This window comes from Sorangium sp. So ce375 (assembly GCF_051473855.1).
Lineage (GTDB): Bacteria > Myxococcota_A > Polyangia > Polyangiales > Polyangiaceae > Sorangium.
The window spans coordinates 6,504,972-6,525,858 of the sequence record NZ_CP150335.1 but is presented as its reverse complement, the minus strand read 5'-3'; the positions used below and the strand labels follow the sequence as shown (position 1 = coordinate 6,525,858).

Genomic DNA, 20,887 nt, shown 5'->3' with positions numbered 1-20,887 from the left:
CGTGGACACCCGGTTTCCCAGGTCGGCTTCCCGGGTCGGCTTCCTTCGTGATTTTCCGGCGGTCGGCGGCCCCGCGACACCGGCCGCGGGCTGGCGCTCGGGTTACCCTGAGCGCCCCATGGCCACCACGTTCGCTGCGTTGATCTTTCGAACCGCCGAGATCCCGGACCGCGCGCTGTCGCAGGGCTTTGCCGTGGCGCTCGGTGGCTGGGACGTCGCCTCGCCGCGCCTGTTCGTCGCGCAGCTCCCCGGCGCGCCCGGGCTCTCGGCCGCGTTTTACTCGAGCGGCGCGCCCGCCGGCGGCGGCGACGACGAGCTCGATCACCTCGTCGAGCTCTTTGAAGACGAGCTCTCTCCGCCCGTCGCCGTGCTCGACGCGGCCGCCGAGCTCGGGCACGCCGGCGCGACGGTCTTCGCGCTCGTGTTCTCGGAGGACGTCGTCCACGACGACGGCTGGCGCTTCGAGGCGAGCGGGTTCGTCCGCCATTTCGTGAGGGAAGGGGAGGAGGGCATCGAGGCCGGCGTCGAGGCGCCCGATCGGAGCGACATCGTCGAGGTCGACGTCGACCTGCCGGAGGGCGCGACCGCGGCGGAAGAGCGCGACGCGACGGAGCGCGCGATCCGGCCGCACCGCGGCTCGACGTTCCTCGCCGCCGAGCTGGGCATCCCCGTGCTGGGCGCGCTCATGGGCGCCCTCTTCGCGCCGGAGCGTCGCCTCGAGGTGCGCCTCATCGAGCCGGGGCCGGGGTCGATCGCCGACGAGGTGGCGCGGCTCAACCGGGTGCTCCGGCGCGAAGGCGGCCGCGGCGCGCCCGCGTCCCCGCCGCCCGTGCGCGGCGTCGCCCCGCCGGCGACGTACGCGGCGTTCGTGCGCGCGTACGACTGGGCCGATCCGGCGGATCCGGAGGACCTCTACCGGGAGCTCGCGATCGGCGCCGTCGAGGGCACGCTCCGCTTCCTTCGCGAGGACGAGCTCCGCGGCCACGACCGCGAGCCGGGCTGGGAGGCGGCGGCGGCGCGGCAGCTCTACCCGATCGCGCGGCTCTCGGGCTCGGCGCTCGGCGGCGGCGCGGCGGCGCTGGCCGGCCGCGCGATCGTCGCGCTCGGGACCGACGGCGAGCGGCTGTGGGTCGTCCGCGGCGGTACGAGCGCGACGCCGGCCGGACCGACGTTCGGCGAGCTCCTGCGCTATCTCTCGCTGGGCTGGTCGCGCCGGAGCGACGCGGAGGAAGACCTCATCGGCGCGCTGATGCTGCGCGCGCGGCTCAGGTCGCTCGGGGGCTGAGCCCCGCGCGGGGTGAGGCGCTTTGCCACGCGACGTGCGCGCTCCAGCTCAGAACGACGTGTCGTACGCGTGGTGCTGGTGGGCTTCGGTGTAGAACGAGGTCATGTGCGGGTCGTCCAGGACCAGGTGGAGCAGCCCGACGTCTCGCTCGCTGTGGGCGAAGACGCTCACGAGGATCCCGCCCTGCCGGACGCCGGCCTCGTAGCGTTCCGCCCAGTGCTTCGGGACGCCCGCGGTGATGAGGATCTCGCGCAGGCCGCCCGTGATCCCGGCGCCGACCGCGCTGGCCACGACCGCTGCCAGCGGGCCGGCGACAACGAATCCGAACCCGGGGACCACGACGCTCATCGCGACCGCGGCGCCGAACGTGTGCGACGGCGGAGCTACGTCCGGGCTCCGAAACCACCTGTCTCGCGCCACGTCGGTCATCAGCAGGCTGACCTCCTGTCGTGTGTAGCCGCAGTCGATGATGCGTTCTGCCGCAGCTTCCGCCTCGTCGTGCGTCTGCACCAGGCCAATTACGAGCTTCTCCATGGAAGAGACCTCCTTCGCGTTGAGCGCGTCCTCGCTCAGGGCCCCGGCGACGGATACCGCACGCTCTGTGCCAATCCGAAATTTTCACGCCTCGATGCGTTTGCGCCGATTTCTGTGCCCCTTCCGCTGGAGGAGCGAGGCGGGATGTCGCAGTGCGCCCCCCGGGCCTCACCTTCCGATGTCGACCTCGCCCGTGCCAGCGCGGTTGATTCCATCTTTTGCCGTCGAACGGCGCGGGCGCCTCATTTCAAGGGGCTCCGTCTGACCAGGTCGCCCGGGCGGCGTTCACGGGCGCCTGGGGCGGCCGGAGCACGACGGGGCCGAAGGCCGGGTCAGAAGCCGATCGTGTCCTCGACCGGCGCGGGCGGCTTCGTCCCCGTCGCGCGGCCCGTCGCCGTCCCCCGTGGCGTGGCGCGGCCGCGCCCCTCCGAGGTGCCGCGCGGCGCAGCGGTCGCGCCCGGCCTCGCCGTCGCGCCGGTGGGCGCAGCGCTCGCCTGCGCCGCCGGCTGCGCGGTGGCCGCCGGCTGCGCGGTCTCGGCCGGGGGCGTCGCCTGCGCGGGCTCTGGCGGCGCCGGCACGGCGGCGCTGGCCGGCGCCGCCGCGGCGCCCTGAGGCGCCGGCACCACAGGCTGCGCCGGGCCGGGCGCGGCCTGGCGGGCCGGATCTTCCGACGAGGGCGTCACCTCGGCCGTGGGCGATCGCTTCGTCGTCACGAACACGACGGCCGCGACGATCGCCCCGAAGGCGAGCGCCGCCGCCAGGATGGCCGGCGCCCACTTTCGGGCCCCGTCCGTCCCCGAGGTCGCCATGCCGGCGAGCGTCCGCCCCGGCGTGCCGGTCGTCGAGAGCCGCGCGCCCGGCGCCGACGACGGCGTGCCGGTCGTCGAGAGCCGCGCGCCCGGCGCCGGCGGCAGCGGCGTCGGCTCTCCGAACAGCACCGGCTGCGATGCGCTCCCGTGGTGGGCCCGCTCCCCCGCGGACGAGGGCTCGGTCGTGAACGCCGTCCGCGCGATCCCGAGGACCGCGTGCTCCAGCGCCTCCGCCAGCTGCCGCGCCGACGCGAAGCGCGCCGCGGGATCGAGCGCCAGCGCCTTCTTCATCCAGGCATCGATCGCCGGGGAGAGCTCCGGCCGCACCGCGCTCGGCGGCGTGAAGATCCCGGTGTGGAGCACCACCGACAGCGCGCCCAGCGTCTCGCCCCGGAACGGGACCTGCTCCGTGAGCGCGTGGTAGGCGACCACCGCGAGCCCCCAGAGATCCGCGCGAAAGTCGACGTGCTTCGCGCTGAGCAGCTGCTCGGGGCTCATGTAGAGCGGCGTGCCCAGCACGCTCCCGGTCGACGTCATGCCCACGTCGCCCTGGACCCGCTTGGCCACCCCGAAGTCGACGACCTTCACGAACAGCTCGCCCTCGACGTCGAGCAGGAAGATGTTGTCCGGCTTGATGTCGCGGTGGACGATCCCGAGCTGGTGGGCACGGCCCAGCGCCTTGGCCGTCTGCGACACGATCGCCGTGACCTCGACGGGCGGCAGCGCGCCCAGCCGCTGGATGCGGCTCTTGAGGTCCTCCCCCTCGAGCAGCTCCATCACGATGAACGGCACCCCGTCCGGCGTGACGCCGTGGTCGAAGACCTGCGCGACGTGCGGGCTCTTGATCTGCGCGGCCGCCATCGCCTCCCGCCGGAAGCGCTCCACGAAGCCGCTCTGGTCCGCGTAGGCCGGCGCCATGAACTTCACCGCCACCTGCGTCCCGAGCGCGAGGTGATCGGCCACCCACACGCTCCCCATCGCCCCCTTCCCGAGCTGGCGCGCCAGCCTGAGCGTGCTCGTCACCTGCTGTCCGGGGTTCATCGGGGGTCCCTCTTCGATCGGCCGAGGCGACGGCCCGGGGGAGGCGTCCTGTAAGCGCGACGCGGACCTTCGGGTGTCGGCGCGCACAGCGTACAACAAAGACCCTGGACCGTCACCAACGAGCGCTCGCACCGCGGACGTGACGGGAGCTCTCGGATAAGCTTGCGCCATGCGCGAGGGCACGCTGGTCGCAGGCCGGTTCGAGGTGCACCGCCTTGCTGGCGCCGGCGGGATGGGCACGGTCTACCGGGCGATCGACCAGCTGACCGGGCGCCCCGTCGCGCTCAAGGTCGCGGCCCCGGAGCTCGCGGCGCGCTTCCGGCGCGAGGCGCGCCTGCTCGAGGCCGTGCAGCACCCGCTCATCGTGCAGCACATCGCGCACGGCACGGGCGACGACGGCGCCCTGTGGCTCGCGATGGAGTGGCTCGAGGGCGTCACGCTCGACGCGCGCCTCCACGAAGGGGCGCTCCCCGTGGCCGACGCGCTGCTCGTCGCGCACCAGATCGCGGAGGCGCTCGCCGCGATCCACGCCATCGGGATCACGCACCGGGATCTCAAGCCGAGCAACGTGCTCCTGCGCGACGGCAGGATCGACGGCGTCGTCCTGCTCGACTTCGGCGTCGCGCGGTCGGCGGCGTCGACCTCGCTCGTCACGGAGGCCAGCTCGCTCGTCGGCTCGCTCGGCTACGTGGCGCCCGAGCAGGCGCGCGGCGACGTCGAGGTCGACGCGCGCGCCGACGTCTTCGGGCTCGGCGTCCTGCTCTTCGAGTGCCTCGCCGGGCAGCGCCCCTTCGCTGCCGACGACCCGCTCGCCGAGGTGTGCCGCATCCTCCTGGAGGAGGCGCCGCGCCTCGTCGAGCGGCGCCCGGACGTGCCGCCCTCGGTCGACGAGCTCGTCGCGCGCCTCCTCGCGAAGGACCCGGCGGCGCGGCCCGCGGACGGCCGCGCGGCGGCGGCCGCGCTCGCGGAGGCGCGCGCCCTGCTCGCGCGCGCGTCCAGCGCGGACGCGGACGGCGCGCCGGCGTCCGTCACGGACGACGAGCGGCGGCTCGTCAGCGTCGTCCTCGTCGACCTGGGCGCCGCGGATCCCGAGCCGGCGAGCGATCGCGGCGCCGAGCGGATCGTCGCGGACCTCGCCGAGGCGTTCGGCGGCGAGCGCGTGCGGCTCCCGGGCGGCACGCGCATGGTGCTGCTGTCCTCGCAGACGGACGAGGTGTTCTCCGGCCGCGGCGGCGCCGGCACGATGGCCGCGTTCGATCTCGCGGCGCGCGCCGCGCAGTGCGCGCTCGCGCTCAAGGCGCGCCTGCCCGCGCGCCCGGTCGCGCTCGCCACGGGCCGCGCGCAGGTGGGCGAGCGCCTGCCCGCGGGCGACGTGATCGACCGCGCCGTCGCCCGGCTGCGCGAGGCCGAGGGCGACGTGCGCGTCGACGAGGTCACGGCGGGGCTCGCGGCGCCGCGCTTCGAGGTGATCGGCGACGGCCCCTCGTTCCTGCTGAAGGGCGAGCGCGACGGCACCGAGCCGGAGCGCACGCTCTTCGGCCGCGTCACCTCGTTCGTCGGGCGCGACCGCGAGCTCGCGACGCTGCGCGGCCTCTTCGAGCAGAGCGCCGACGAGCCCGTGGCGCGCGCCGCGCTGATCCTCGGCGAGGCGGGCATCGGCAAGACGCGCCTTCGCTGCGAGCTCGTCCGCGCCGTGCGCGAGCACGACGCGCGCGCGTCGGTCTACGTCGCGCGGGGCGACCCGCTCGGCGCGGGCGCGCCGTTCGGCATGCTGGGCGAGATCGTCCTCGCGGCCGCCGGCTGCCTGCCCGGCGAGGCGATCGAGGCCCGCCGCGGCAAGATCCGCGAGCACGTCGCGCGCGCCATGCCCGCGCCCGCCGACGACGCGCGGCGCGTCGCCTGGTACCTCGGCGAGATCGCGGGCACGCCGTTCGACGACCCGGATCCGGAGCTGCGCGCCGCCCGCGGGGACGCGGTTCTCGTGAGCGAGCAGGCCCGCCGCGCCGTGCTCGAGTGGCTCGCCGCGCGCTGCGGCGAGGGGCCGGTCGTGGTGGTGCTCGAGGACATGCACTGGAGCGATCACGCCTCGGTCTCGGTGCTGGACGAGGCGCTCCAGGTGCTCTCGGATCGCCCGCTCCTCGTGCTCGGCTTCGCGCGCCACAGCGTGATGGAGACGTTCCCCGGGCTGTGGGTCTCGCGCGGGGTGCAGCACATCAAGCTCGGCGCGCTCAGCCAGCGGGCGGCCGAGCGGCTCGTCCGCAGCGTGTTCGGCGGGGAGCTCGCGCTGCCCGAGGTGGCGCGGCTCGTCGAGCACGCGGACGGCCACCCGTTCTTCCTCGAGGAGCTCATGCGCGCGCGCGCGGAGGGCCGGAGCGACCTGCCGCCCACGGTCGTCGCCCTGATGCACGCGCGCATCGAGGCGCTGCCGGCCGAGGCGCGGCGCACGCTGCGGGCGGCGAGCCTGTTCGGCGGCAGCTTCTGGCCCGAGGGGGTGCGGCAGCTGCTCGGCGCCGGCACCTCGGCCGAGTCGCTCGACCGCTGGCTGAAGAGCCTGCTCTCGGACGAGCTGATCGCCCGGCGCGGCGTGTCGCGCTACCCGGGGCACGACGAGCTCACGTTCCGTCACGCCCTTGTGCGCGACGCCGCCTACGGGATGCTCACGGACGGCGATCGCGCGGCCGGCCACCGGGCGGCGGCGCGCTGGCTGCGCTCGGTGGGCGAGACCGACGAGCGGGTGCTGGCCGAGCACGCCGAGCGCGGCGGCGATTCCCCCACGGACGGCGAGGGCATCGTCGCCCGCGGCCCTGCGCAGGATCGCGCGCGGGAAGGCGGAGGCGGAAGCGGAAGCGGAGGAGGACAAGCGCGCCCGCCAGAGCGCAAATCAGACCGCGCAAGGAACGAAGCGCAGGGGGGCCAAGGTTGATGAACTTACATTGACGTGATAACTCGCCGCCCAGAGCATCGAGCATGGCTTCGTCTGATCTGGGCACCGCCGGTCCTTACGAGCTGCTGTTGCAGCTGGCCAAGGGCGGCATGGCCGAGGTCTTCATCGCGCGTCGCGCCCGCGCCGCGGACGGAGGGGACGCGGGCGGCGCGGCGGGGTCGGGCGGCGCGGATCTCGGGCGCGAGCCGCTCGTGGCGGTGAAGCGGATCCGCGCCGATCTGCGGTACGAATCGAGCTATGCGTCGATGCTCTTCGACGAGGCGGGCATCGCGTCGCGCGTCGCGAGTCCCCATTTCGTGCCCGTCCTCGATTACGGCATCGACGAGGCGGGCGCGCCGTACATCGTCATGGAGCTCGTCGTGGGGGTCACCCTCAAGCTCCTCACCCGGGCGCCGGAGGTGCTCGGGGTCGGCGACGCGATCGAGCTGATCGCGCAGGCTGCCGAGGGGCTGCACGCGGCGCACGAGGCGCGCGACAGCTCGGGGGAGCTTCTCCAGGTGATCCACCGGGACATCTCGCCGTCCAACGTCCTTATCGGCGTGGACGGCCGGGCCTCCATCTGCGATCTCGGGCTCGCGTATGCCCTGCGCCGCACGACGCGGACGAAGACCGGGGCGGTGAAGGGGAAGCTGAGCTATTTCTCGCCGGAGCAGGCGAACGCGCGGCCGCTGGATCGGCGCTCGGACGTGTTCTCCCTCGGGGTCGTGGCGTGGGAGGTGCTGGCGGGCAGGCGGCTGTTCAGCGGCAGCAGCATGATCTCGATCCTCCACGCCGTCCTGGGGCGCGAGGTGCCGCCGCTCTCGAGCGAGCGCGAGGGCGTGGGCCACGCCCTCGCGGCCGCCGTCGCGCGGGCGCTCGAGCGCGATCGCGACGCGCGCTGGCCCACGGCGGCCGAACTCGCGCAGGCTCTCCGGGCCGCGGCCGCGGCGGAGGGGCACGCGGCGTCGCGCGACGCCATCGCCGCGCGGGTCGCCGAGGTGCTTCCGCCGCCGCTGAAGCCGCTCGCGCCGTGCTACGGGCAGGGGGGGCCGCGCGTCACGGAGGAGATCATCGCTGCCTTGCTGTCGACGCGCGCGGCGTGACCAGCTTCACGACCCCGGCGCGCGGCGAAGACCGCCGTTCGCCGTCCGGTGGTGGTCAACTTTGCCCGAGAAGGTTCACAGGGAGGCGGGGAGACAGGGAGCTTTACTGAATTTTTTTCTCCCTGCCCCCCGCCTCCCTATTCCTAATGTGACCCAATACCCGACGTCCGCTCCGCTTGACGCGGCGCTCCGGAGGCGGTCCGCCATCCTGGTCCTCCCTCGGGCTGGAAGACACGCGCGAACCGGTCGATCGGCGTTGACATTCGAAATGTGAGCGTTCACATTACGGGGGTATCCTTTCGCTTTGCTCTGGGTGGGGCGTCATGCGCACCGCGAGCTTGGTCGTCGGGCATCGGGTCGTTCCTGGCGCCGGCTCCGTATTTTCGGTCCTCGCGCGAGCGATTATCGAATTATGGTGATCGGCGTTTCGTCAGGCGTGACCCAATAGAGAACGCGGCGAACCTCGCTTGTTCCAGAGTTATTGTGAAAGATCATGGATACTGCTCACCGTTGCGTGCCCACAGCGGGCGAAGAGAGAGAACCATGGTTAGGCCCTCAGATCATGAGCAGGCGCGTCCTCTCGTAGGCTCGCGGTCAGCCATCACGATCGCATTGATCGTGGCCAGCGGCTGCACGGGAGACCTGGGGGGGTTTCGCTCCGAGGATTCCACACCCAACGGCGACCCGCCGTCCACCTCGACGGGGACGGGGACGGGGACGGGCCCGACGGACCCGGCCGCTTGCGAGGATGGCGCGGTGTACCCCGGGCGAGCACCGCTGCGGCGGTTGACGCGCTTCGAATACAACAAGACCGTCCGCGACCTCTTCGGCGACTCGACAGATCCAGCCATTTCACTGCCGAGCGAGGATGTCGGGAACGGCTTTGGCAATGACGCGGACACGCTATCGGTCTCGAGCCTGCTCGCCGAGCAGCTGGGTACCGTCGCGGAGGGCGTCGCCCGGCGCGCGACCGCTACCCCGGACGCGCTCGCGAAGCTCGATCCTTGCGCGAGGAGCGTGACGGCGGAGAGCGAGAACGCGTGCGCACGCACGATCATCGAGCGAATCGCGCCGCTCGCTTACCGGAGGCCGCTCGCCGACGGCGAGGCCAACGAGCTCTTCGAGCTGTACAGCGCCGGCCGGACGGATGCCACGTTCGACGTCGGCATCGCGACGGTGATCGAGGGGCTGCTCCAATCGCCGGATTTTCTCTACCGCGTCGAGTTTGGCGCCCCCGACCCGGAGCGCCCCGAGCTCCGCCGGCCCACGGGCGACGAGATGGCGACGCGCCTATCGTACCTGCTCTGGGGCACGATGCCCGACGAGGAGCTGCGCATGGCGGCGCAGGCAGGCGAGCTCTCGACAAAGGAAGGCGTGCGCGCTCAAGCCGAGCGCATGCTCGAGGATCCTCGGTCCCGGTCCATCGTCCGGTACTTCTTCGACAACCTGCTCCCCATCAGCAGCCTGGCGGATCTCGAGCGAAACGCGGAGTCGTACCCGACCTTCTCGCGGAAGATCGGCTCGCTCATGCACGAAGAGACGCAGCGATTGCTCGAGCACGAGGTCTTCGAGGAGAACGGCACCTGGGCGTCCATCTTGACGGCCCCGTACACGTTCATGAACGGACCTCTCGCGGCGTTCTACGGCGTCTCCGGCGTGACGGGCGACGATTTCCAGCAGGTGCAGCTCGACACGACCCAGCGCCTCGGGCTCCTCACCCAGGGCGGTATGATGGCCGGGACGACGCACTCGAACAACACGAACCCCGTGGTCCGCGGCGCGTTCGTGCTCGACAAGCTGATGTGCCAGAAGATCCCGCTCCCCACCGGCGACATCCTGGAGAGGGTGAAGCCGCCGGATCCGTACACCGGCGCGACGGCGCGGGATCGCTTCAGCCAGCACAGCAAGGATCCGGTCTGCGCGGGGTGCCACCAGTTCATGGATCCGGTCGGGTTCGCGCTCGAGAACTACGACGCGGTCGGGCTGTACCGCACCACGGAGAACGACGTCCCGATCGACGCGAGCGGCGGGGTCCCGGGCACGGACATCAAGGTGAGCGGGCCGATCGAGCTGGTGCAGGGGCTCGCCCAGACTGAGGCGGTGCAGAACTGCTTCGCGACGCGCTGGGCCGAGTACGGCTACGGTCTCACGCTTCGCGCCGGGGACGCTTGCACCAAGAAGGCTGTCACGGACGCCTTCAAGGCGTCCGGATACAATGTAAAGCAGCTCCTGATCGAGCTCACGCAGACGGATGCTTTCCACTACATGGCTGCCCGAGAGGAGTGATGGTTATGTCGAACTTTCGTTTGAGCCGACGTGCCGTGCTGCGCGGCGCTGGCGCCATCGCCATCGCGCTCCCGTGGCTGGAGATCATGGGCACCGAACGCACGGCGAGCGCGCAGCCCGCCCCCGCCAAGCGTTTCCTCTCCGTCTACACGCCGGGCGGGACCGTGATGAACCGCTGGCGGCCGACCGGCAACGAGACGAACTTCACCTTGGGGCCCATCCTGTCGCCGCTCGCGCCGGTGCAGGACAAGCTGCTTGTCATCGACGGCCTCGACATGAAGAGCGCGGTCGGTGAGCAGCACCAGGCCGGGATCATCGCCTGGCTCACGGGCACGACTCAAGCACCGAACGGCGGCTACGGGGGCGGACCGTCCATCGATCAGGTGATCGCGTCCCGGATCTCCGCCGGTCAAAAGGCGAAGGCGAGCATCGAGATCGCGGTGCGCTGGGCGACGGGCAAGTCCCACGGCCTGCTGTCACCGATGAACGCCGCGAATTACGAGAGCGCCGCGCCGTTCAGGCCGATCTCGCCGCGCCTCGATCCGACGGAGATCTTCACCGACCTCTTCGGCACGCTGGATCCCAACGCCAGCAACGACGCCGCCCGCCGGCTCGCGCGAAAGAAATCGATCCTCGACTTCCTCGACGGGCGCTACTCCGCCCTGTCGACGCGGCTCGGCGCCGCCGACGCGCAGAAGATCGACCAGCACCTGACGAAGATCCGCGAGATCGAGAAGAGCCTCGACACCGCGCCGCCGGTCGAGACGAGCGCGTGCAAGGCGCCGGCGAAGGTCGACACGTCCGACTACAACCCGCGCACGGGGCTCAGCGCGGACAACGACGGCAAAGTCAAGGACACCTCGACCGACGCGGCGATCCCGAAGGTCGGCAAGCTGATGATGGACATGCTGGTGATGTCGCTCGCCTGTGACATCACCGCGGTCGGCACGCTGCAGTGGAGCGACACCGAGGCGAAGCACACCTTCCCCTGGCTCAACCTGAGCGAGCACCACCATTTCTACCAGCACGACGGCGGCTTCAGGCCGAACGAGTGCGAGCTCATCTGCAACTGGTATTCAAAGCAGCACCTCTATCTCCTGCAGGAGATGGCGAAGATCGACATGGGTGGACACTCGCTGCTCGACGAGAGCGTCGTCTTCTTCGGGTCCGAGCTCTCGGATCCGCCGAGCCACAACAAGTCGAACATGCCGTTCCTGCTGGCCGGCAACGGCGGAGGCCTGCGCACTGGACGCTGGGTCCGGTACCCAAACCTCTCGCACAACAACCTGCTCGTCTCGATCCTGAACCTGTTCGGCGACAGCCGGAACACGTTCGGCGACCCGAAATTCTGCAACGGGCCGCTCACGAACCTGACGTAGCCGTCGCAAGGGCGGAACGCCGGCCGGCGCGAGCTCAACGACGCCGGCCGGCACGAACTCAACGCGGAAGCCGCGTCGTGCCGCCATTCGTTTTCGATACCAGGCGAGGTGATTGCGCCGGGGCGAACCCATAGCCGGGGTTACGCCGCGAGCTCCTCAATTTCGGCTCGAACGGCGTGCGCCGCGAATCTGCTCGAGCGTTGGTGGCGTTCGCCTTTCGATTTCAGCGGAGGTACGGACTCAACGCCTGGAACCAAACATCGGCCATGCGGTTATACCCTGCCTGGTTCGGGTGGAGATTGTCGGCGAAGAGGGACTGCTTGTAGTTCGCGTCGTTGGTGAACGCTGTGTACATGTCCACCAGCACGATGTGCTGCCCCTTGCTGACGCGCGTCGAAACCAGGTCGGGCATGGCCGCGTTGTAGGCCTTGACGGCGTTGTTCGTGCCGTCCGTCCTCGTCGGCACGATCTGCGCGAGCACCACGAGGATGTTCGGATCACGCATGAAAATCGAGTCGAGCAGCTTGCCCAGGCGATTCGGTGCGTCCGCAACGTTGATGTTACCGTTGATGTCGTTCGTTCCGATCATCAACGTAACGATGTTGGGCTTGTAATTCGGAATGCTGGTGTCCACGAGCTTCGCGATGCCGTTGTTGCCCTCGATCGTCCAGCCGCCGTGACCCTCGTGGTTCCTCGGGAACGTCACTCCGTCCACCGTGGGCACGCTGTAATCATTGGCGGAACCGACGAAGGTGATGTCGCGGTTCGCTTCGAGCGCGAGGTGGAACAGCGGGGCGCGGTAGCCGCCGGCGACGTTGAAACCCTGCGTGATTGAATCGCCGAAGGGCATGATCTTACAGGGGCCGCTCGCCGGGCAGGGCTGGAATGCCGGGCCGCCGCCCGCGCCGGCGCTGCCCCCTGCACCTCCGTCGCCCGCGGTACCTCCGACACCGTCGGATCCGCCGCCCATGCCACCCGAGCCCGCTCCGCCGGCGCCCCCGGTGCCGCCGTCGCCGCCCGAGCCGCCCGTGGCGACGCCCCCTCCAGCGCTCCCGCTGGTCACGCCGCCGCTCGTCACCCCCCCGCTGGTCGCGCCCGTCGTAGCGCTTGTGCCGGCTCCGGAGCTGGTCGACGTCGCTCCTTCCGGATCATCGGAACACCCGCTGAGCATCGCCACCAGCGCGGCAGTCCCCACCAGCGTGGCCCACGTCGAGCGGCGCGGTCTCCGGATCTCCGCATCGTTCCGCTCGCGCGACCCACACAGCGAACCATTCTCTTGAACCATACGCATCGCATTCCTCCGTCCCACGCACGCCGAATCGGAGAGCCGCAGGATGCGAGCTCCGCTGCGCCGTCGGGATGATCGACCGAGAGCCGCCGAAACGACACGCGACGCCCTCGCGACCTCGCCGTTGCTCGCGTCCGCGACGACCAGGCGAATGGAATCGGCGCAGAGGGCGAGCCCGAGCCCAGGGACGAAGGGCCGGCGCGCACGACGGCCTGTTCAGGGCAACGCGAAAGGAAACCCCGAGGCGCACAGTGAGCGTTCACACTGCGGGTGTCAAAGAAAATGGACCGGCGCGCGGCCTTCGAGCACGGCGGTCACGCCCGGCCTGCGCGCGAGCGTCGGGGCGAGCTCGTGGCCGGGTCGCGCGGTCCAGTCGCCGCGCAGGCGAGGGGTCTCGGTCTCTTTACGATGCAGCAAGGGCGCGCTTCACCGGGCGACGCGCGGGCGGCCCGTGGGCCGGAGCGCGTGGGCGATGCCGCTCTGCAAGGTGCCCAGCGTGATGATGCCGGTGAGGTCCGCGCCGAGCTCGAGCAGGGCCCTCGCCACCTCGGGGCGGATGCCCGTGAGCACCACGCGCGCGCCGAGCATCTGGGCGGCGCGTGCGGTCCGCGTCAGCGCGTTGGCGACGAGCGCGTCGACGGCGCGCACGCCGGTGATGTCCAGGATCGCGGTGTGGGCGCGCTGGTTGCTGATCCCGGTGAGCAGCGTCTCCATGATCTGCGCCGCGCGCGCGCCGTCCATCGTCCCGACGAGCGGCATGGCCAGTACGCCGTCGGCGAGCGGGATGAGCGGCGTCGACAGCTCCCGGAGGGTCTCCTGCTGCGCGGCGATGATCTGCTCCTGCAGCGCGGCCCGCTCCGCCTCCGCGCGCCTCAGATCGGTGTCCTCTCTCACGACGCCGCCAACGCCGAGCAGCTCGCCGCGCTCGTTTCGAACCGGGAATTTGACCGTGAAGAAGTAGTAATTCTGGTTGCCGTAGTCCAGGACCTCTTCGTACCGCTGCTCCCGGCCGCTCGCGAGCACCTCCTGCTCCTTCGTCACGATCGCGTCGGCGACGCCGGGCGGCGTGGCGCCGAACTCGCGCTCGTCCTTGCCGAGGAACTCGATGGTGTGCCGCCCGAGCGCCCGCGCATAGTGGCGGTTGATGAACACGTAGCGCCCCGCCGCGTCCTTGATGAACATGACGTTCGGCGAGTTGTCCACGAGCTGCAGGAGCATCTGATAGCGCTCGTGCAGCAGGCGCTCTCTCTGCTGCGGATCGTCGCCTTCATCCACGATGGCCGCGATCTCTCGGACGTCGCCTCGCTCATCGCGCAGCACGGCGTAGGTCCACCGGCAGGTGATCGCGTCTCCCCCTCTCGTCCTGGCCGCGCTCGTGGCCACTGCGAAGAGGCTGTCGCCAGGATCGTGGTTGAACGCCTGCACCTCCTGGGGCGACACCGGATCCGCGGCCACGAGCTCGGAGAGCCGGCGGCCCACGGCCTCGCCCTCGCTCCAGCCGAAGAGGCGCCCGGCGGCGTCGTTCCAGCGCGTCACGGTGCCATCCAGGCGCCAGTGGATCAGCGCCGGCACCTGCATGGCGCCCAGAGCGAACGGAGCGTCGAGGTACGTCGCCGCCGCGCTGATCAACCCTCTCTCTCGACCGGGATCACCGCGCCGGCTGGCCAGCTCACTCTCCAGCTCCGCGACGCGCGCGCGCAGCGCCCTGCACTCGGCCTTGTAGTCGATATCATCATCGATCTGCATGGACACCCCGCCCGGCGTAGGGCTCCCATCGAGCTGGCTGGGGCCGCCCGCCGCGCTCCCTGCTTCCGAGTCGTGGTCCCCTCCGGACGCCCCGTTCGCGTCCGCGCGTCCGCGCGGTCCGGATGTCCCCTCGCCCCTGTCGCGACCCATGCTCGCTCCTCTGCACGCTGGTCCACGAGCGCGCCGCCTGTAGTGTAACGGTTCTGCAAGTCGAGATCTCGCCAGAAAGTGGACCAGGCCCGCCGCAAGGCGCGCCTGCCGCCGCTCGCGGCGGCGATGGCCCAGTGACGAGCGCCTGCACCACCACCGCGCTGGGCCTATCGTCGAGCCGCCGGATCGCGTCAAGACGCGTGCAGCCGATCGGACTCGATAGTGGTGTGTGTGCGCTCACGTTTTCGTGAGTCACCGCTTTGGCTTGGCGCAGGACCGAGGCGTCATGAGCACCGGGGCCTTCGCCCTCTGGATCGACCTCTCGTCACCGGTGCAGTTCGCTCGGTCGCCGGGGACGCGGGCGACGGCCCGATCGCGGACGTTGCGGCGCGCCTTCGCGCGTTGGGCCCCAGGGGCGTCCGCGGGGGCTCCTGCGGCTCGCGCTCGGCGGAAGCGCCGGTGGCGCGCCCCACACTCAGTCCACGTTCTTCGACTCGATGGTCCATGCCCGGTCGGTGCACAGGCCGCAGCTCGCGCCGACGAACATGCCCTTGCCGGTCGCTCCCGTGTCCCCCTTCAGCTGCCAGCCCAGCCAGGCGACGCCGACCTTGCCGAAGACTCCGCCGTTGTCTTGGCCGTACGTGCCGCCGTGGCCCACGTTGGTGCTCGCAAGGACGGCGGGCACGCGGCTCGTGTTCCGGTAGTCCCGGGTCCCGTTCGGGTAAGCGACGTCATCCGGGCCGCCAAGGATGAACGCGATCGGCGCGTGGAGCGCGTCGAGGATCTTCTGATTGGGATTGATCATCCCGCTGCTCCAGATGACTGCGGTCGTCACGCGCGGGTCGCCGGCAGCGCCCTCGGCCATCAGTCCGCCGCAGGACCAACCCATGACCGCGATCTTGTCGACGGCCAGGCTTCGGTAGTACTGGCTGCACGCTCGCCCGTCCTCCTCGATGGCCCAATCCAGGGAGTCGATCAGGGGCTGCCCCATGGCCTTGTAGTCGTCGACCATGGGCCTCGATCCGGAGCCGTTCGGCTCGCCATCGGAGATCACCAGGTACCCGTGCGACGCGAGCTCGCCCGGAAACTCCGGGTTGGTGGTGCCGTTCAAGGAACAGCCGCCCTGTCCCCAGGCAACGATCGGGTACCTCTCGGCTCCACCAAGGTCCTTCGGCCTGAAAATCGTGCGGCCAGACAAACCGGGGTCCTTCTCGACGACGACCTCGTGTGAGCCGGTAAACGCGGCTCCCATGGCTCTCACGTTGACCGGCGTCGGATCGGGGGTCTCGTCCGCGGGTTCACACGTCGCCGCGCCACCCGCGCCCGCGCCGCCCGCGCCCGCGCCTGCGCCCGCGCCACCCGGGCCTGCGCCACCCGGGCCTGCGCCGCCTGGGCCCGCGCCACCCGCGCCACCGTCGCCCGCCGCCCCGCTGGAGCCGCCCGCCGCTCCGTCGGAGGCGCCCCCGCCCGCCGTGCCGGCGGTCGCGCTCGCGCCACCGCCGCTGCCCGCGGGCGCAGCGCCTGTGGTCGCAGAGCCGGCAGAGCCCGCGGCTCCGCTCGATCCGGCCGGGGTGCCAGCGGCCTCCGAGGGCAGCGAGTCGTCAGCACCGCAGCCGAACAGGATGAGGGCGATAGCCGCTGCCGCTACTTGCGTCACTGCTTGCATCAAGGTCTCCTCTCGTGCGATCGCCACGCTCACGACGCGCTTCTTCGCCAGCTCACGGGGCTCGCCCGGAGTCGATGTGAGCGTTCGCAGTTCTGGTGTCCGCTCCAGCGAGGCTCGCCGCTGGGGATGCGCTCAGGCGAGCATGTCGTCGATGGGCCCGGAGCCCTTGCCCTCACCGAAGTTCTCCGTCCACTCGGTCTTGTCCCGAACGGCGGCGGCGATGAGGCCGTTGAAGAGGCGGTTGTTCGTGACGTCTCCGGCGTCGATGTACGCACCCTGCTTCAGGTAGCCGCCGCCGTTTCCGGCGATGATCGTCGGCACGTTGCGGAAGCTGTGCGACGGGCCGTCCGATACGTGGTTCGTCCACATGAGGATGGACTTGTCGAACAGGTCGCGCTCCTTGAAGTGATCGAGGCCGTGGAGCAGCGTCTTCATGCGGAGCACGTCGATCTCGGCGTGTGCTTGCTCGGCCGTCGGGTTGTTGCCCGTCGCGGCGTCCGATTGCACACGATGGCTGATGTGGTGGAAGGGCCACCCGAGCGTCGCGTTCGACGGTACCGAATACTTCGTCGCATCCGTGCCGTCGCCGTGCTGCAGCGTCGCCACGCGGTTGAAGTTGCAGGCGAACGCAAGCGCCACGAGCTCGAGATGGAGCTTCGCGACGTCTTCGATCATGCCGTTCGTCTTGAACGCGAAGCCGCTCTTGAGCGCATCGAGCTCCGACGTCGAGAGGCCCGCCTGGCTGCAGGAGCTGGCCATCTCGCCCATCGTGACCTCGGCGTCGCGGATGGCGTCGAAATGCTGCTGGAGGCGGTGCTTGTCGGCGGAGCTCAGCGCCGACATGCGCATCAGGCTGTTCAGCTCCTCGCGCACGAAGTCGTTCGCGCTCTTGCGGCTGCGGATGAGCTCGTCGGCGACCTGCCCGCCGTTGCCGCCGCTGCTGCCGCCGCCGCTTTCCGCCAGGCCGACGAGCTTGGCGTAGAGCGTGTACGGGTTGTCGTCCGCGGAGCGCACCTGCCCGGCGCCGGCGCCCTTGAACGAGATGCGCTCGGCGATGTACCCGTTCCTGCGGTTGCCGGCGTAGAGCGTGAGCGGCTCGGCGCCGCCCTCGTTCACCAGCTTGGCGATGACCACGTCCGCGGACACGCCGCCCGAGGATGCGGAGCTGCCGCCGCCCTGCGCCGGGCGCGCGGTGAGCGCCTGACACAGGCCCTGCGCGTGGCCGCAGGCGGTGGGGCCCCCCATCGGGAAGTTGATGCCTTTGATGAACAGCAGGTTCGGGGCGTGAGGCGCGAGCACGTGCGTCGCCTTGTCCGTCATGGCGGCGAGCCCGTCGGTCGTGAGCTGGCCAGTCTGGTCCGGGAAGAACTTCTTCCCCACCACGCCGCACGCCGCCACGATGTAGAGGCTGAACACAGGCGTGTTGTCCGCGGCCCAGGCGGAGCGCGACGGCAAACCCTCGAGGAACGGAAGGGCGATGGCGACGCCGCCCGCGCGCAGGAACGCGCGCCGATTCATGCCGCGCCGGTGCGCGGTGCTCGGAGGAGCGAGGCTCATTGCGATCTTCGGGTTCACAGCGTACCTCCCATGTGAGTCCGGAATGCGTCGTTCTTCACGAGCTCGAGCATCATCTCTTTCACCGAGCCGCTGGCGCCGCGGCTCACCTCGGCGAGCGTCTCGACGAGCGGCAAGTCCGACGGGACGACGTCGCGCTGGAGCGCGAAGCTCGCGAGCTTCTTGGCGTAGCAGAGGTGAGCCTGCTCGCCCTCCGCCATGTAGTGCATCAGCTCGCCGGCGTCCGCGAACGACTTGCTCCCTTCGGAGAACGCGTAGACGCCGCTGCTGTCGATCGGTAGACCTCCGTTCTCCTCGTCCCGATATTGCCCCATGCCGTCGAAGTGCTCGAAGGCGAAGCCGACGGGATTGATGAGCTGGTTGTGGCACGAGCCGCCGCAGCCGGAGGTGAGCCGCGTGATGCGTTGACGGTTCGTCTGCCCGGGCTCGAGCGGCGGGACCGGCGGAATGTTGGGGGCCGGCGCGCCGAGCGGCGCGCACAGCACGTCGAGGTTGATGCTGACGCCGCGGTGGATCGAGTCCGACTCCTCGTTCAGGGCGTTCAGCGTCAGGTAGGGGAGCTGCGAGAAGAAGCCGACGCGATCGGGACCGAGGTCTCGCTCCACGAGGCGGCTCCCGCTCGGCTCCAGGCCATAGAGGCTCGCCATCCCCGGCCCCACGAAGCCCTTGGTGGACGTGAGGATCTCCTTGACCCCGAGACCCTCGGTGAAGATCTTGTCGAAGAACAGGTAGGCGCTCTCCTCGTACTCGGCGTTCAACGATTCGTTGTAGTTCGGCACGCCGAGCTTGCTGATCGTGGCGTAGCGATCGAAGTGGAGCAGCTCGCTGTGGAAGTACCGCATGCCCTTGACCGCGGTGGGCTCCTCCAGCATGGTCTTGGCGACCGCGGCGATCGCCTCCGGCGTCGTGAGGGTGGGCGCCTTGTCGAGCAGCTCGTCGCCCGGCGCGGCGTCGCGCAGCCAGAGCGAGAGCTTCGCCGCGACCTCGTAACCGTCGAGCGGCTTGCGCGTTTCGCCGAGCTCCGTGCGGTAAAGGAAGTGCGGCGACTGGAGCATCGTCCGGATCACGAGCTGCGCGCCCTTGGCGAACGTGCTCTTCGTGCCGGACATCTCCGTTCCGGTGTCGAAGAGCTCCGTGTACCTGGCGATCTCGTCGTCCGTCAGCGGACGGCGGTACGCACGGCGCCCCACGGTCTCGATGAAGCCGTCGGCGTCCGTACCCGGGTACACCTCGGCGAGCGCCTCATCCGATGCCGTCACGTCCTCGGCGAGCGCCTCCGCTGCCGATTGGTAGTCGCTCCACGAGCGCTGGTTCACGCTCAGCAGGTGCTCGTTGTTCGTGAAGTCCGTCGTGCCGGCGACGGGCTTCTCGAACCCGTCGGACAGCGACGGAGGCGCGGCGAGGTTCAGGACCACCTGAACGCTGCGCGCCCACTGCGAGTTCGTTAGGCGCACGAACCGGTGGTACTGCGGCCCACCCGGCATGTCGATGCCGCGCGCCACCCCGCCGGTGGCTGGGGGGGTGTCGTCCGGCAGAGGGCCGCCGCTCCCCTCAGGATCGCCCAGGGCGCCCGTGCATCCAGCGAGCAGGAGCGCTGTGACGCAGAGCCCCGCGCCAAGCGCCCGCCCGCGGCGCGGCAAGCCGGTCATCGAAAAAGACGGTGGGGACATCATTGCCTCCTGGCCAAGCTGGGTGACAAATCAGCTATTTCAGTTCAACTTCAATGCAACCATCATGCAGAAACGGTCTATTCATCCCGAAATCGAGGAATCCGTGCGCCGAAGGGGCCGCGTTCACTCCGCGGCCCGCGAGGCTCACTTGAGCGACTGGAAGAAGCGCCACGCTCGCCCGCCCGCGCCGGACGGTACGGAGTGACCGCCGGGGTGCGTGCAGTACACGAGGGGCAGGCCCTCCTTGCAGCCTTGATACTCGACGCACGAATTCCCGAAGCTCGCCGACGGCGTCGTGGTCGCCTGGCAGCCGTTCCGGCCGCGCCAGAAGTCGCGGGTGGACTGTCCCAGCTGGGGGGTCACGGTCCCGTCGGTGTCGCCTTGCGTCTGAATCAGCGCGTGCGCGGCGCTGGCGTCGCTGCACGTGGGCTGGGATGCATTGGGGCCCCATCCGGCGACCGGGGCGAGGCCGCGGAACACGGAGGCGCGCTGGCAGCCGAGCGTGTTCGTCATGAAACCACCTTGGCTGAACCCGACCGCGAAGACGCGCTTCGTATCCACGCAGTAGTTCGCCTTCGCGTGCTCCAACATGGCATCGAAGAACGCCAGGTCGGCGTTCAGGCGCGCCTGATTGGCGCTGGGCGGCGGACCGCCCCAGTTGGAGTCCGCGGTACCCCACTGCGATTGGGTGCTCGGAGGCCTCGATTGCCCGTCCGCCGGCAAGCCCTGCGGGTAGATGAGCAGCGCCTGGTTGTTTGTCTCCTTGATGAGCTCGAATCCGCTGCTGTCGTGCGCGGCCCACACGTTGTTCATGTTCAGGCCGTGGATGCCGAAGACCAGCGGCAGCGGCTTGCTGGGGTCGTAGTTCTCCGGCACGTACATCAGGTAGTAGCGCGTCACCCCACCGACCGTCAGCGTCTGCTGCGTGCGAGGGTCGGGGCGCGTCGCGGCCTTGCCGCAGCCCATCGAGCCGGCGTCGCCGGGGTCCATCGAGCCGCCGTCGCCAGCGCCCGTCGAGCCGCCGTCGCCGGCGCCCGTCGAGCCGCCGTCGCCGGCGCCCGTCGAGCCGCCGGCGCCGACGCCGGCCGAGTCGCCGCCCGTGCCGCCCGTGCCGCCGGAGCCGCTCGTGCTCGCGACCGTGCTCGCGGCCGTGCCCGCGCCTCCGCTCCCGCCGGCCCCTCCGCCCGACGTCGCTCCCGAGGTGGTGGAGCCGCCGCTCGTGGATGCGCCGGAAGAGCCAGCGCCGGGGTCGATGGGATCCGCCTCCGAGGAGCACGCGGCCAGCCCCGCCGCCACGCCCACGGTGAAAAGAACGTTCAGTCCAAACACAAATCTACGCATAAGGATACCGTCTCGCTGGCTTCTGCTCGTAGGGGCCTCGGGCGATCGCGGTCGTCCGCGACGCTCCCCCGGCTTGTCGATGCGAGCGTCG

At 70.7% G+C, this 20,887-nt stretch carries 14 protein-coding genes; 5 read left to right on the top strand and 9 right to left on the bottom strand.

Features of this window, described 5'->3' with window-relative positions; all coding sequences use genetic code 11:
- The first annotated feature begins 118 nt into the window (after window positions 1-118).
- Window positions 119-1,285 (top strand): hypothetical protein, encoded by a 1,167-nt coding sequence (locus WME90_RS24085; protein WP_437283528.1) that lies wholly within the window; start codon window positions 119-121, stop codon window positions 1,283-1,285.
- Window positions 1,286-1,333: 48 nt separating this feature from the next.
- Here WME90_RS24085 and WME90_RS24080 read toward each other — a convergent pair whose 3' ends face one another.
- Together WME90_RS24080 and WME90_RS24075 are read right to left on the bottom strand one after the other, a co-directional pair.
- Window positions 1,334-1,819, bottom strand: a complete 486-nt coding sequence (locus WME90_RS24080; RefSeq protein ID WP_437283527.1) for a hypothetical protein — start codon at window positions 1,817-1,819, stop codon at window positions 1,334-1,336.
- 332 nt (window positions 1,820-2,151) lie between these two features.
- Window positions 2,152-3,669 (bottom strand): serine/threonine-protein kinase, encoded by a 1,518-nt coding sequence (locus WME90_RS24075; protein WP_437283526.1) that lies wholly within the window; start codon window positions 3,667-3,669, stop codon window positions 2,152-2,154.
- Window positions 3,670-3,838: 169 nt separating this feature from the next.
- Here WME90_RS24075 and WME90_RS24070 point away from each other — a divergent pair, with 169 nt between their 5' ends.
- The 4 genes from WME90_RS24070 to WME90_RS24055 all read left to right on the top strand — a co-directional run bounded on the left by WME90_RS24070 (window position 3,839) and on the right by WME90_RS24055 (window position 11,360).
- Complete coding sequence (locus WME90_RS24070; protein WP_437283525.1) at window positions 3,839-6,592, top strand: protein kinase domain-containing protein; 2,754 nt, start codon at window positions 3,839-3,841, stop codon at window positions 6,590-6,592.
- Window positions 6,593-6,636: 44 nt separating this feature from the next.
- The gene (locus WME90_RS24065) at window positions 6,637-7,695 is read left to right on the top strand and encodes a serine/threonine-protein kinase (RefSeq protein WP_437283524.1); all 1,059 of its coding nucleotides are present in this window, start codon (window positions 6,637-6,639) and stop codon (window positions 7,693-7,695) included.
- A gap of 756 nt (window positions 7,696-8,451) precedes the next feature.
- Window positions 8,452-9,981 carry a DUF1592 domain-containing protein gene (locus tag WME90_RS24060; protein ID WP_437283523.1) on the top strand — a complete coding sequence of 510 codons (1,530 nt, stop codon included), beginning with the start codon at window positions 8,452-8,454 and terminating at the stop codon, window positions 9,979-9,981.
- Window positions 9,981-11,360 (top strand): DUF1552 domain-containing protein, encoded by a 1,380-nt coding sequence (locus tag WME90_RS24055; RefSeq protein ID WP_437283522.1) that lies wholly within the window; start codon window positions 9,981-9,983, stop codon window positions 11,358-11,360. Before WME90_RS24060 ends, WME90_RS24055 begins: the two co-directional genes overlap by 1 nt.
- Before the next feature lie 223 nt (window positions 11,361-11,583).
- On the opposite strand, the gene WME90_RS24050 is transcribed toward WME90_RS24055, so the two are convergent.
- The 7 genes from WME90_RS24050 to WME90_RS24020 form a co-directional block, all read right to left on the bottom strand.
- A complete protein-coding gene (locus tag WME90_RS24050) occupies window positions 11,584-12,423 on the bottom strand; it encodes an SGNH/GDSL hydrolase family protein (protein ID WP_437283521.1) in 840 nt (279 codons plus the stop codon).
- Between the two features lie 498 nt (window positions 12,424-12,921).
- Window positions 12,922-13,065 carry a hypothetical protein gene (locus tag WME90_RS24045; RefSeq protein WP_437283520.1) on the bottom strand — a complete coding sequence of 48 codons (144 nt, stop codon included), beginning with the start codon at window positions 13,063-13,065 and terminating at the stop codon, window positions 12,922-12,924.
- Between the two features lie 9 nt (window positions 13,066-13,074).
- Window positions 13,075-14,544 carry a PAS domain-containing protein gene (locus WME90_RS24040; protein ID WP_437283519.1) on the bottom strand — a complete coding sequence of 490 codons (1,470 nt, stop codon included), beginning with the start codon at window positions 14,542-14,544 and terminating at the stop codon, window positions 13,075-13,077.
- A 475-nt stretch (window positions 14,545-15,019) separates the two neighbouring features.
- Complete coding sequence (locus WME90_RS24035; RefSeq protein WP_437283518.1) at window positions 15,020-16,210, bottom strand: alpha/beta hydrolase family protein; 1,191 nt, start codon at window positions 16,208-16,210, stop codon at window positions 15,020-15,022.
- A 132-nt stretch (window positions 16,211-16,342) separates the two neighbouring features.
- Window positions 16,343-17,767 carry a DUF1552 domain-containing protein gene (locus tag WME90_RS24030; protein WP_437283517.1) on the bottom strand — a complete coding sequence of 475 codons (1,425 nt, stop codon included), beginning with the start codon at window positions 17,765-17,767 and terminating at the stop codon, window positions 16,343-16,345.
- Between the two features lie 14 nt (window positions 17,768-17,781).
- On the bottom strand, window positions 17,782-19,455 hold the full coding sequence (locus WME90_RS24025; RefSeq protein ID WP_437283516.1) for a DUF1592 domain-containing protein: 1,674 nt from the start codon (window positions 19,453-19,455) through the stop codon (window positions 17,782-17,784).
- A 144-nt stretch (window positions 19,456-19,599) separates the two neighbouring features.
- Window positions 19,600-20,796 (bottom strand): alpha/beta hydrolase family esterase, encoded by a 1,197-nt coding sequence (locus WME90_RS24020; RefSeq protein ID WP_437283515.1) that lies wholly within the window; start codon window positions 20,794-20,796, stop codon window positions 19,600-19,602.
- Window positions 20,797-20,887 lie beyond the last annotated feature (91 nt).

Coding starts and splice junctions, on each gene's coding strand:
- WME90_RS24055 (WP_437283522.1), top strand. CDS start 9,981: ATGGTTATGTCGAACTTTCGTTTGAGCCGACGTGCCGTGCTGCGCGGC.
- WME90_RS24025 (WP_437283516.1), bottom strand. CDS start 19,455: ATGTCCCCACCGTCTTTTTCGATGACCGGCTTGCCGCGCCGCGGGCGG.
- WME90_RS24040 (WP_437283519.1), bottom strand. CDS start 14,544: ATGGGTCGCGACAGGGGCGAGGGGACATCCGGACCGCGCGGACGCGCG.
- WME90_RS24080 (WP_437283527.1), bottom strand. CDS start 1,819: ATGGAGAAGCTCGTAATTGGCCTGGTGCAGACGCACGACGAGGCGGAA.
- WME90_RS24035 (WP_437283518.1), bottom strand. CDS start 16,210: ATGCAAGCAGTGACGCAAGTAGCGGCAGCGGCTATCGCCCTCATCCTG.
- WME90_RS24070 (WP_437283525.1), top strand. CDS start 3,839: ATGCGCGAGGGCACGCTGGTCGCAGGCCGGTTCGAGGTGCACCGCCTT.
- WME90_RS24065 (WP_437283524.1), top strand. CDS start 6,637: ATGGCTTCGTCTGATCTGGGCACCGCCGGTCCTTACGAGCTGCTGTTG.
- WME90_RS24085 (WP_437283528.1), top strand. CDS start 119: ATGGCCACCACGTTCGCTGCGTTGATCTTTCGAACCGCCGAGATCCCG.
- WME90_RS24075 (WP_437283526.1), bottom strand. CDS start 3,669: ATGAACCCCGGACAGCAGGTGACGAGCACGCTCAGGCTGGCGCGCCAG.
- WME90_RS24020 (WP_437283515.1), bottom strand. CDS start 20,796: ATGCGTAGATTTGTGTTTGGACTGAACGTTCTTTTCACCGTGGGCGTG.
- WME90_RS24030 (WP_437283517.1), bottom strand. CDS start 17,767: ATGAGCCTCGCTCCTCCGAGCACCGCGCACCGGCGCGGCATGAATCGG.